The following is a 12,992-nucleotide window of genomic DNA, read 5'->3' on the forward strand; positions in this document are numbered from 1 at the left end:
ACAAGCTAATTACAAAATCATTCCATATTCTTGAAACAATTATTTATGTTTGCAAACTTTTCCCTTAAAACAAAGTTCATACTGGAAGGGTGCTCCCGCGGAGCTTAAAAGAATACGATTTGAAATGGAAGAAAAACTTAGATTATTTGATCTTGCACGTCAACAGATGGGCAAATACCCCAATCTTGATATGTTTGCGCACAAAGTGGACGGCAAGTGGAATTATATCAAAACAGCAGATTTTCTTGAACAAGTAGACAATCTCTCCAAAGGGCTGATTGAACTTGGCGTGAAACCCAGCGAGAAAGTTGGTCTCATTGCCGGCAGTAGCATGGAATGGCATATGATTGACTTTGCAATCCAGCAAATTGGTGCAGTCGTGGTGGCCATCTATCCAAATATTACCGATACAGACTATCAATATATTTTTAATGATGCCGAAATCAGGGTTTGTATCGTCAGTAACAAAAGCTTGTACGATCGCCTGATGAATCTAACCGATTCAATCTATACATTGAAGTATCTTTTTTGTATCGCCGAACAGGAAGGAACACGCAGCTGGAAAGAACTTAATGATATAGGCTCCAATTGCTCCCCAGAAAAACTAGCAGCACTCCGCGATCAGATCAAACCTGAAGATCTCGCTACCCTGATTTACACTTCCGGAACCACAGGGAAACCAAAAGGCGTCATGTTGTCGCACAATAATATCTTTTCCAATGTATTGGGCGCAGCAGAAATTACCCCTTGTAAAGCTTATGACCGCGGACTGACCTTCCTCCCTCCTTGTCACGCCTACGAGCGTATGGTTTTATATACCTATATGTATCTTGGCTTTACGATCTATATCGCAGAATCTTTTGACAAGATTGGTGATAATCTGAAGGAAGTAAAACCTCATATCATGACCGTTGTCCCACGTATTCTGGAAAAAGTTTACGAGAAAATCATGAAAACAGGCCACGATCTCACTGGTTTCAAACGCAAAGTATTTGATTGGGCTGTTTCAGTTGCAGAAGAATATGATCCAAATCCTGAGAAAAGAAGTCTATCCTATAATCTCAAACTAAAGCTTGCCAAGAAACTTGTCCTTAACAAATGGTATGAGGCTTTGGGTGGCGAATTGCTTACCGTTGCCTCTGGATCAGCCTCTCTTCACAGCAAGTTAACACGTGCCTTCTTAGCTGCAGGAATTCCATTATATGAGGGTTACGGCATGACCGAAGCCTCCCCACTAATTTCAGTCAATCATTATATCAAAGGTATTCGCATTGGCACTGTTGGACTTCCTGTACGTTTTGTTGAAATAAAACTCGCCGAAGACGGAGAGATATTGGTAAAAGGTCCCAACGTCATGATGGGCTATTATAAGAATAAGGCAGAGACGGATAAAACCATCATTGATGGATGGTTGCACACCGGAGATATCGGGAAGTGGGAAGATGAAAAATTCTTAAAAATCATTGACCGAAAAAAAGAGATGTTCAAAATTTCAGGCGGGAAGTACGTTATACCACAACCTATCGAAACCAAGCTCGTTGAATCTAAGTTTATAGAACAGGCAATGGTAATCGGTGACGGGATGAAATTTGCCTCTGCCTTTATTGTGCCAAACTATGCCCATTTATTGGATTGGGCCAGAACAGATGCTCCTGAACTTGCAACCATGACAAAGGACGATTTTCTGACTGACCCTGCCATTGTAAAAAAAGTCAATCAGGAGGTACGTCGTGCAAACCAACACTTTGGTAACTGGGAGCAGATTAAGAAACCAATTATTTTAACCGATGAATTTACTATTGAAAATGGAGAGTTAACACCAACCTTAAAAATGAAACGGAAGGTCATTCTCGAACATCATCAAGAAGAGTTCAATAACCTCTATCAAATGGAGATGGATTAAGGATCAACTGATCAAAATTTTGACACAGCGCGTTATATTTATACGAGTAAAATATGAAATTATTAAAGGATAGAATCCATCATGACGGTAAAAGTCTTGCAGGAGGCATACTTAAAGTAGACAACTTCATCAATCACCAGATGGACCCCGTATTGATGAAATCTATTGCGGTGGAATTTGTCCGTCGTTTTGCAGACCTCCCGATCAATAAAATCATTACAATTGAAGCAAGCGGAATAGCCCCAGCGATCATGCTTGGCTACCTTTTGGAATTACCGGTTGTATTTGTGAAAAAAGCAAAACCGACCACCATGGTTGATATGTATGTAAGCCAGGTGTATTCATTTACTAAGAACCGAACCTATGACATCTGTGTCAGCAAAGAGTTTCTTACGCCGAGCGACAATGTTCTTTTTATAGACGATTTTTTGGCCAATGGGAACGCCGCTTTTGGTATGCTCGATCTCGTTAAACAATCGGGGGCTTCAGTTTTGGGCATGGGATTTATTATCGAAAAATCCTTCCAGGAAGGTGGTAAAAGATTAAGAGAATTGTCCGATTTAAGAATTGAATCGTTAGCGCGGATAAAGTCGCTTGAAGTGAATAAAGTCAGTTTCGAAGAAGACTAGCAAAAAGAAAAGCCTCATCTCCCTAAAGATTGAGGCTTTTATATTCAAACAACAAGATAAATTCTTTCTAATCCCAACGGTAGTCGTTGTAAAAATCTTCAGGATGTCTGCTAATTGCAACATCTTTTACAATCCGAATATTGGCTGCTCCCAAGTTGACATTCAACATAAACGAAGGCACGTTTGATGAAAAATTCCAACGGCCATTGCGCATATACACGTAACCTCCTCTGTAAGGGTCATAGAATGTTTTGTAATCTCTAAAGTATACATGGTGTCTACTATCGTAACGATGTGCACTTGCCCAGGCCGGTGCTCCATGACGGTACCCTTTTCGGTATGACTTAGCTACTTCTTTATGATACTTACGGTCTTCTTTTTCGCGTTTTTCTAAATATTTTCGATATTCCTTATCCCTTTTCTCTTCATATTTTCTACGCTCTTTGTCCTGTTTCCACTCACGTTCATGTCCCCGATACTGAGCGGACGATTGTTGTGGAGCCATTAAGACAAGTCCTCCTATTGCCAACGCGAAGTATATCATCTTTCTCATAACAGTATAATTTAAATTTAAAAATTAATTTCACTCCGCCTGTGTTTCATTCTTTTTTACAAGCGTTTCTATGGGTATGACATCAATGTTTGAACAAAGGTTTAATCGGTCAATATGAATTTAATTTGTGCCGCAATATATAGAATCCATTATTCCAATTTAACGTATCTTTGTACCATGTCAAATACGGGATATATCACTGAAGATACCATTGTTGCATTAGCGACATCTTCCGGAACAAATGGAGCTATCGCTGTCATACGCGTTTCAGGTCAGAATGCCATAAAAATTACAAACGAAATATTTAAAGGAAAGAACCTGCTTCAACAAGCATCGCATACTATCCATTTTGGAACCATAAGGGATGGCGAAGAGATTATAGATGAAGTACTTGTTTCTTTATTTGTAGCCCCGAACTCCTACACGAGAGAAAATTCGGTGGAAATATCAACGCACAACTCCAAATATATTATCGAGCGCGTTGTAAATTTACTGATCAAAAAAGGAGCACGTGCTGCTCGTCCAGGAGAATTTACCCTACGTGCATTTCTCAATGGCGGCATGGATTTATCGCAAGCAGAAGCAGTTGCCGATTTAATTGCATCCAATTCTGCAGCTTCGCATCAAGTGGCGATGCAACAAATGCGGGGCGGTTTCTCCAATCAGCTTAAATCCCTTCGTGAAGATCTCATTCACTTTGCATCACTAATTGAATTAGAGCTTGATTTTTCGGAAGAAGATGTGGAATTTGCGAACAGGGATCAGCTAAAAAATCTAATCAACAAAATACAGGTCATTGTTCAAAAATTAATACAATCTTTTGAACAAGGTAACGTCCTTAAAAATGGTGTTCCTGTTGTCATTGCCGGGAAACCGAATGTTGGAAAATCAACCCTATTGAATGCTTTCTTAAATGAAGAACGTGCCATTGTTTCCGATATTGCAGGGACTACGCGTGATACGATTGAAGATGAAATTAATATTCATGGCGTCACATTCCGATTTATTGACACTGCAGGTATACGTGAGACGGCAGATGTTATTGAAGCAAAAGGAGTTGAGCGTACCCGTGAAAAGATGAAACAGGCACGATTGATCATTTATCTTTTCGATCCTACACAGGACAAAGTTGAAGAAGTACAAGCTCAATTACCAGAAATCGAGCGACTACAAATTCCATTTGTCACCATTATCAATAAATCAGATTTGCTTTCTGAGGCGCAAAAAGACGTTTACAATGTCCTTAATCCGCTCTACATTTCAGCAAAAGAGCAAATTGGCGTCGAGGAATTGAAAGACGAATTGATCAATCGTGTACAATTAGGAAATTTGAATACAGATGATGTTATGGTCACCAACATCCGTCACGTGGAAGCGCTACAAAAAACAGCAGATTCACTGGAACGCGTAATATATGGTATTAACAATCCGGTCACTTCTGATTTCCTAGCAATGGATATCCGCCAAGCGCTATATCATCTTGGTGAAATCACGGGAAGTGTTTCGACAGACGATTTATTGGATAATATCTTCTCGAAATTCTGCATTGGCAAGTAAATCATAGCCTTAATGATCGCGTTATACAACAAAGAGCAAGGTCCGACCATGGTCGGACCTTGCTCTTATTAGTGAAAAAAAACATACAAATCCAGAGCAGAGCAGAGCCAAGAACTAATTGGCTTCAAGTTGAATATCACCCGAAATTAGTCCTTCGCTTTTTGCCCTTACCTGTATTTTGCCTTTGTTTTTGCTCGTGACAATCGCCAAGGCTTTACCATGAAAAGCATTGCGGGAAGCAGATTGGAAGCTCGTCAGATCCGTCGTATTGCCATTGTCTGTCGCCACAATTTTTGCACCATCTCCCTCCACTTCAAATTCGATTTTATCGTCTGCATAAGGAACGATCGTGCCAAACTCGTCCACGATATAAGCATGTACAAAGGAAAGTTCTTTCTTTGCCGAATTGAAAGTCACATTTTCTGCAAACAATTGTATACGATGCGCTTTCGCTGCGGTACGGATCGTTTTACTTAGCAGTTTCTTGCCACCTTGAAACGATATTACTTCAATCTCCCCTGGTTTGAATTCAACAGCTTTAAATACAAGGTCGTACCGATCTGGGTCTTTGGACTGCTCCCTTATCCTTTTACCGTTCAGATAAAGCTCCACCCGGTCAGCCTGATTAAAATATACCACGATATCTACCCGATCACCTTGCTTCCAATTCCAATGAGGCAATACATGTAAGACCGGCTTTTCTGTCCAGACGCTTTGATACAGATAGTAGACATCTTTCGGAAATCCAGCTAGATCCACAATACCAAAGTACGAACTTCGTGCCGGCCAGGTGTAGGGTGTTGGTTCGCCTAGATAATCAAATCCTGTCCATACATACATGCCCGCAATATGGTCGTACTTTTCCATCAACCTCAAGCTTGTCTGATGATTTGATCCCCAAGGTGTAAATACATTGTCGTAAGCCGATATGTTCCTGTCTTTGTTCCCGCCAGAAAAGGGAATATCCCATCGTTCTGGCCACATGCGACTAGAATCATATGGCACCAAATCATACGTTCCGCGGCTTTCCAATGCCGAAGTACTTTCTGTTACGATAAACTTCTTTTCAGGATGATCTTGTGGGAAGCTTGCCCATTTCTTATGGTTATAGTTATAGCCAATCAAATCTACCGCCGAACTCATCAGCACTGGATTGGCTTTGGAGAGTTCATTATTGGCAATGGTGGTCGGACGTGTGCCATCCAGACTATCGACGATTGCTGCCAGCGCAATCGGAATCGCTGCACCATCAGCTTTGGAATGCCATTGCTCCTGCGCTTCATTGCCCAAGCACCATATAAACAACGACGGATGATTCCGGTCCCTTTTGATATGGTCAACAAAGTCCCGCTTGTACCATTCGTCCCAATATAAATGATAGTCATAGGGATTTTTGCGCCCTTTCCAGACATCGAAGGTTTCACTCATCACAACAAAACCCAAGCTATCGCAGAGATCCAAAAACGCTGGCGCCGCAGGATTGTGTGATGTCCGTATTCCATTCACCCCCATTTCTTTCATGATGCGAAGCTGACGTAATGCTGCAGATCGGTTGAATGCCATGCCCAAAGCGCCGAGATCACTATGTAAACAGACCCCACGGATTTTAAGCGGCCTCCCATTGAGCATAAAGCCCTGTTGCTGATCGAAGCTAAAATTACGTAAGCCAAATTTCGTAAGCTGTTCATCTACAACCCGACCATCAACAATAAGTTTAATCTTTGCTGTATATTGATAGGGATTTTCGATACCCCATAAGATGGGATTTTCGAGGACTATCTGCTGATCGAGGGGATGCAGACCTGCCTTGAGGGCGTTCAACGTAGTACGTTTACTCGCTAGAACAGCACCTTGAGCTGAAAGAACCTCTGTCAGTAGCGTAATCTTTTTTGATTCCTCAAGGTTATGCTCAATTTCCAGAGAGAGATCCACGACAGCACGTTTCTCACTGAGCTGCCCAGCTCTTATGAAGGTACTGTTCGTTCCTATGCTGACTGGATTCCGGCTGATTAATTTGACATCCCGATAGATCCCCGACCCCGAATAGAAACGCGAGTTGGGCTGATTCTTATTGTTTACTTTTACTGAAAGCAGGTTGTCTCTACCATCCCAGTATAAATAAGGGGAAAGCTCATATTCAAATCCGATATAACCATTGGGTCTTTTTCCTAAGAAATGCCCATTGATCCAGACCTCACTGTTTTCGTATACACCTTCAAATGCAATAAATATCCGTTGCCCTTGCTCAGCCCGAGCCAGTTTAAACGTTTTTTGATACCATCCTACGCCACCATCGAGGTAAGCAGCCCCGCTACCTGCGGGACTGCTTTCTCTAAATGGCATTTCGATACTCCAGTCATGTGGTAGATCGAGCTTTCGCCAGCCCTCTCCTTTTCGTCCATTGCTATATTGCTGGCTGCTGTCCCGTTTAAACCACCAGCCCCCATTAAAATCAATAACCTTTCTGGACTGTCCACTTAAAGAACCCGCCGTCGCAAATAACAGGATCAGTATACCTATTATCCGGCTATACCTAGTATCAACTAATTGCTTCAGCATACATTTATGGGGTCTTATTGTTATTCTTGGCATCTTCGGCCAAACTCTCCTTGTAGGTCTTGCTGATAAAATTAAAGGTCAGCATGGCCGCTCCGTCATTCGAAAGCACGGGATCTCGCAATACGGCTAATTGCATGGTATTCTCGGTCAGCGACATAATACGGACATCGCCCCAGTCGACGACGATTCCATCTTGTGGCTTTCCATGTAAAGGCGACGCCCCAGTCATACGGATGGTTTTCTTTTCGGTATCAATGTTAAAAGTCCCCTTCTGGACTTTACCTAGCATGGCATGATTCACGTTGATGTTTGCACCGCCTTTCAGGTCAAAAGTCATACTTCCATAATCGCCTGCAGGCATAAGCCAGCTATTGCCTTTCCAATCGGGTTCCCAGCTCCAGCTATCGCTGTTTAAAGGCGCGGCTGTTTTATTGATGCTTCCCCACCAGTCACCGGTGCCGTAAAAATACATTGGACCTTTAAAGTAGCGAGAAATGCCCTCAGCATCCAGATCGAGGTACCAGGTTTTCTCTTCTCCCGCCCCCCCTGTCAATAAGGTCCAAGTCTCGTCACTGATAAACTCGGCATACATCTGATCGATATTGAATGTCACAGGCTCGCCGTAGACGATGCCACCACGCGTCTCGACACCAAATTTGACAGTGTACTCACCAGGAAAAGGCATTCTTAGGGTTACCTTTTTCTCTTGACTCCGCCCCTGTGGATGCTCCCACAATGGGGTGTATTTTGAATCCATCAAGCTGGTTAAATACACAATATTGGGATTATTGGCATCATGTTCAACAGTAAAGGCCTTTCCCTTGTCCAACTGTGCCGATGTGACATCGATGTCTCCCAATATATAATTCTCAGGAGAACAGGCTCCAAAGAGTACCATCGCCGCAAAAAAGCAGATGGCATAGGTGAATATCTTTTTCATGTTTGTCTATTTATAATTCAACTAATAGTGAGTCCTCGTATACTTGTGTTTAGTTCCATCCAGCATTTTGTTTCAGTACACCATTGGATAAGGTAATCTGCTTATTGGGTATTTGCATAAATCCTTTCGTTGTCAAAAAACGCTCTTTAGTCACGATGACCTTCTCGGGTACAGATCCACTTAGCACATCCTCTGTTGTTTCTAGTGTTGCGGCGGCATTATTCAGCCCCTGCCGCAATACATCCCAATAGCGGATACCTTCAAAAGCAAATTCAAATTTTCTTTCTTTCAGAATATTGTTTTTTGAAACTGCTAGCGACACAAAATTGGTCTTATAAGCTCTTTTTCTTACCTCATCAAAGTATTTCTGCGCGTTTGCGGAACCGAGTTCTGCCGCCATAAGCAAGACATCAGCATAGCGGATGACAAAGTAATCCTGGTCTTGGGACAGTTGCATATCCTTATCCCCACCTGTATTGGTGGTCCCATCCGGCAATGCCGTGGGGGCGTATTTTTTTATGGTGTAACCTGTATACTCACGCTGGTCTTTGAGGTCAAATCCAGTGATGTTCTCGCCATCGATATCAATAATTGAGGCGGTTTTGCGCGTATCCATGTTGTCAAACTCATTGAAAAACTTTTTGCTTACCGTACATGCCCCCCATCCTTGGCCATAGGGCGACCAATTTTTTCCGCGCAAGCCCAGAAAGACGACCCAGCGGTTGCCATCAACATAACCGTTGTAGTTCGATGTATTGTTGAATTTCTGTGCAAATACAACCTCTGCATTTCCCTTGCCGGCATATTTGGAGATATCTAGTGTATTATTGCTTGCATTGGGGATATAACTCGCTGCTGGCCACAGATTTTTGAAATCAGCCACCAACGCAAACTGGCCGCTACCGATAACCTCTTCCAGTCCCGCCAGGGCTTCGGCTTTGGAGACACCGATATCCTCGCCACCATAATAACCTGAATAAAATAGATAAACACGGGCTAATAGCGCTTTTGCTGCAAATGGAGTAGCCCGGCCATCATTGGTTGCCGCAGCTGACTTGGGGTAAGCTGTGGCTGGGATATTGGAAGCCGCAAATTTAAGGTCTGAAACAATCAGTTGATAAATCGCTTTGGGATCCGACTGTGGAATATTCTCATTGGTCGGGCTCGTTAGCAAAGGTATGTTTTCGAATAGACGGACGAGATCAAAGTACATGGTCGCCCGTAGGAACTTCGTTTCCCCTTCAATACGTGCCCGCGCTGTTGTGTTGCCTGAAAAATCAGTGCCATCCAATTTTCCCAAGAGTGTATTGCAGCGAAAAATTCCCGCATAGTAATCAGACCAGGTACCATCAAAGATATTATTGTCCGATTGGGACTGCGCAATATCAAAACGGTCTATTGCCTGAAATGATCGACCGTCTGTTGTACCTGTTCCGCCAAAACAATTGTCGGCGGCCACCTCTGCTGTCAGATAGAAAGATTGGCTCCCATTGGAGGTTGTGCGTTGATAACCATCATAACAGCCGACCAAAGCCATGTCAGCATCGGCTATGGTTTTATAAAAATTGCTTTCCAAAACGCTTGTCATCGGTTCGACATCCAAAAAACTGGATGAACATGATCCTAAGATTAAGGACCCAAATAACATGGAATGATAGATATAGCTCGTTTTTTTCATGATTTCTTGTGTTTAGAATTTAACATTTAGGCCAAATAATACAGTCCTTGGTCTTGGATAGTAACCAAGGTCGATACCCGACACCCAACCATCGGTTCCATAACCGATCTCGGGATCCATCCCATCATATTTGGTGAACGTGAACAGGTTTTGTCCTTGAACGTAGAAGCGGATCTGATTAGCATACTTCCATTTGATCAGCTTCGATAGATCATAACCTAAGGTCACATTGCTGATCCGAAGAAAGTCTCCATCCTGAATATAAAGGTCTGAAAACTGCCAATTGACATTCGTTTCCGTAACACGGGGAATTGTACTGGAAGTCCCCTCTCCGGTCCATCGGTCTAATATTCGCGTGGTATAGTTTGCTTGTTTATTGGCATGATTGCGGTAAGATTGTACAATTTTGTTTCCCAGGGAACCGTAGGCATTCACCGAGAAATCAAATCCTTTATAATCCAGTCCAATATTAAATCCATAAGTAAAATTAGGCATGCCCACACCCAGATTTGTCTTATCCGAGGCATTAATAATACCATCACTATTCTGGTCTACATATTTCACATCGCCCGGTTTCACATCCGCTTGAAGGATACCTTTCCCGGCTGTTTTCCAGGCGTCGATCTCGGCTTGGTTCTGGAATAGGCCGTCTGTCTTATACCCCCAGAAGTAGCCAATGGGTAGACCATTTGCAGCACGATAAAATTCTTCCGAATTATCGTATAACATGGCTGTCTGTCCATGGATAATGCCATCTTCAGTCGGAATCTGTCCCACCTTATTTTTGTTATAGGCACCATTTACCCCAAGACGATACTTGACTTCATTGATCTTATCCGCCCAATTTAGGCCCAATTCCACCCCTGTATTCTTCACGTCACCGCCATTGATAAAAGGGGGCAACGTTCCGGTTGTCGCCAAAACAGGCGCTGTAACCAGCCAGTTCTTGGTCTTTTTGACATAAAAATCGGCAACAACATCCAGGCGGCTGTTCGCAAATTTGGCATCAAATCCAATATTAGTCTGTTCGGAAGTTTCCCAGGTCAGATTCGGATTGGATAAACGGCTCGGATAAGCCCCGGCGATATTATTGTTACTCGTTCCAAAGACATAATGTGCTCCGGGGTTGGACGATGTAATTCCTGTTGAGGTACTGATGGGTGCCGCATATTGAAAATCAGCGATATCCTGATTACCCACTTGCCCCCATGAAGCACGGAGTTTAAAGAAGTTTACAGCCGCTAAATGTTCTTTAAAAAACTCTTCGGAAGAAATGACCCAACCTGCCGATACCGAAGGAAAATATCCCCAGCGATTGCTGCGCGAAAATTTAGAGGATCCATCTGCACGCAATGTAGCATTCAACAGGTACTTTTCCTTATAATTATAGCCCAGCCGTCCAAAGTACGAGACCCTACGGGTGATGTTCTCTGGCTTTCCAGACACCGTACGCGTTTCGACGACGTTCCCTTTTTCATCCAGGTGCGCCTGGCCTGTGGTATTGTCCAAATAAGCATGTGCAAAATCATTGAACTGCGAAAGCAGATTCCAGTTGGACCCCGAAAGGTAAGTTCCCTGGTAACGTAGCGATTCCATACCGACCATGGCTGAAAAAAGATGATCCGTATGGATATCAAAGTCATAGGAAGCAGTATTTGTCCAGGTCAGCGTATGACCTTTGCTCATGTTCTGTGAGGTTGTTGTATGATCTTGGTTGTAGGTGTAGATGGAGAAGCGGTATAAGGGCGTAAAACTTCTGTATTCTGAAGCATAATAGTTGAATCCCAGCAATGACCGGACCTTCAAGCCTTTGATAGGCTCAATCTCCGCAAATACATCCGCCAGTAATTTTTGGCCATCATTGGCGTTATTCGAATTGGTCATCATCACCCCATATGGATTGCTGTCCCCATTGTACCAAGGTGAATTGGAGGTATCATTGAAAGGACTTCCGTACAAGCCATTGTCCGAGTACACCGGTGACAAGGGCGAAGTCGCAAAAGCACCGCGTAAGGTATTATTGTACTGGTTGCCTACACCGATGCCCCGATTTTTGATGTAGTTAAAGTTAAGGTGCTGACCTATTTTCACAAAGTTATCGAAGAGTTTATGTTCCGAGTTCGTACGGAAACCATAACGCTGATAGTTGGAAACGTCTTTACCACCTACAATCCCCTCCTGACCAATATAATTCATCGATAAGGCGTAGGTGGATTTTTCATTGCCCCCGGTCAGAGCAACATTGTAATTGTCCATTTTTGCATTATCCTTAAACATGTAATCCATCCAATTGGTATTGGCCAGACCATCCATGCTGTTAAAATCAATCACCGCGGCCCCCGAATTCAGCGATTGCTCATTCATGATCAGCTTGTACTGATCTGCATCCAGCAATTTTGCTTTACGCGAAACGTTCTGAATGCCTGTATAGCCATCAAACGACAGCACATTTTTTCCCGCAGCGCCCATTTTAGTGGTGACCAGAATAACCCCATTGGCAGCCTGCGAACCATAGATGGCGGCCGAAGCCGCGTCTTTCAATACGTCGATAGATTGGATATCGGCCGCATTTAAGACCGAAATATCCCCTCCCGGAACGCCATCGATGACGTATAAAGGGCCCGAATTGCCAATTGTTCCCAGTCCGCGGACGACGACCTTCATATCTGCTCCCGGCTGACCGGAAGTTGATGTAATGGATACACCCGGTGCTTGGCCCTGAAGCGACTGCAGCGGGTTCAATTGATTGCGTTTCTGCAGTTCTTCACCCTCCACCTTCAAATTGGCTCCCGTATTCAATTTTTTCTTTTGTACACCGTAGCCGATAACCACCACCTCTTCGAGATCGGAAGCTTGCGGCTGTAGGCGGATCACCATATTGGGACCAGTAATTTTAACTTCCTCCGTTTTGTACCCTACGTAAGTAATGGTCAATATAGTCCCTGTGCTGGCCCCAAGAGAAAACTTGCCCGACTCATCGCTACTCGTTGAAATCTTCTGATTCTTTACGCTGATACTCGCTCCCCCGATCGGCAATCCTGAATCAGCCGAAACAACCGATCCCGTGAAGGATTGTGCCCAGACCAAAGAGGTCACACTGGTCATGACCACGACGGCCATGCCCCTGCTCAACAATTGTTTGCTTATCATATGTCTTGATTTATAAATTGGTT

Annotated in this window: 8 protein-coding genes; 3 read left to right on the plus strand and 5 right to left on the minus strand. The window is 43.4% G+C overall.

Translation table 11 applies throughout. The features are described 5' to 3' along the window. The first annotated feature begins 124 nt into the window (after window positions 1-124). Together BGP15_RS12380 and xpt are read left to right on the plus strand one after the other, a co-directional pair. On the plus strand, window positions 125-1,903 hold the full coding sequence (locus BGP15_RS12380; RefSeq protein WP_201639371.1) for an AMP-dependent synthetase/ligase: 1,779 nt from the start codon (window positions 125-127) through the stop codon (window positions 1,901-1,903). A gap of 53 nt (window positions 1,904-1,956) precedes the next feature. Further along, a complete protein-coding gene (gene xpt, locus BGP15_RS12385; RefSeq protein ID WP_286769691.1) occupies window positions 1,957-2,532 on the plus strand; it encodes a xanthine phosphoribosyltransferase in 576 nt (191 codons plus the stop codon). Window positions 2,533-2,599: 67 nt separating this feature from the next. Here xpt and BGP15_RS12390 read toward each other — a convergent pair whose 3' ends face one another. Continuing rightward, window positions 2,600-3,085, minus strand: coding sequence for a hypothetical protein (locus BGP15_RS12390; RefSeq protein WP_070568738.1), 486 nt, complete (start codon window positions 3,083-3,085; stop codon window positions 2,600-2,602). Between the two features lie 177 nt (window positions 3,086-3,262). Here BGP15_RS12390 and mnmE point away from each other — a divergent pair, with 177 nt between their 5' ends. After that, complete coding sequence (gene mnmE, locus BGP15_RS12395) at window positions 3,263-4,642, plus strand: tRNA uridine-5-carboxymethylaminomethyl(34) synthesis GTPase MnmE (protein WP_070568741.1); 1,380 nt, start codon at window positions 3,263-3,265, stop codon at window positions 4,640-4,642. 114 nt (window positions 4,643-4,756) lie between these two features. Here the strand turns inward: mnmE and BGP15_RS12400 are convergent, their stop codons facing one another. Genes BGP15_RS12400 through BGP15_RS12415 form a run of 4 tightly spaced genes read right to left on the minus strand, consistent with a single transcriptional unit; the run spans window position 4,757 to window position 12,969 of the window. Then, window positions 4,757-7,201 (minus strand): glycoside hydrolase family 2 TIM barrel-domain containing protein, encoded by a 2,445-nt coding sequence (locus tag BGP15_RS12400; protein ID WP_112374807.1) that lies wholly within the window; start codon window positions 7,199-7,201, stop codon window positions 4,757-4,759. Window positions 7,202-7,205: 4 nt separating this feature from the next. After that, window positions 7,206-8,141, minus strand: coding sequence for a hypothetical protein (locus BGP15_RS12405; RefSeq protein ID WP_201639375.1), 936 nt, complete (start codon window positions 8,139-8,141; stop codon window positions 7,206-7,208). Between the two features lie 49 nt (window positions 8,142-8,190). After that, on the minus strand, window positions 8,191-9,819 hold the full coding sequence (locus BGP15_RS12410; protein ID WP_112374501.1) for a RagB/SusD family nutrient uptake outer membrane protein: 1,629 nt from the start codon (window positions 9,817-9,819) through the stop codon (window positions 8,191-8,193). A 12-nt stretch (window positions 9,820-9,831) separates the two neighbouring features. After that, on the minus strand, window positions 9,832-12,969 hold the full coding sequence (locus BGP15_RS12415; RefSeq protein WP_286769692.1) for a SusC/RagA family TonB-linked outer membrane protein: 3,138 nt from the start codon (window positions 12,967-12,969) through the stop codon (window positions 9,832-9,834). Window positions 12,970-12,992: the final 23 nt, after the last annotated feature.

Origin of the sequence: Sphingobacterium sp. 40-24 (assembly GCF_001899705.1) — a bacterium.
Taxonomy (GTDB): Bacteria; Bacteroidota; Bacteroidia; order Sphingobacteriales; family Sphingobacteriaceae; genus Sphingobacterium; species Sphingobacterium multivorum.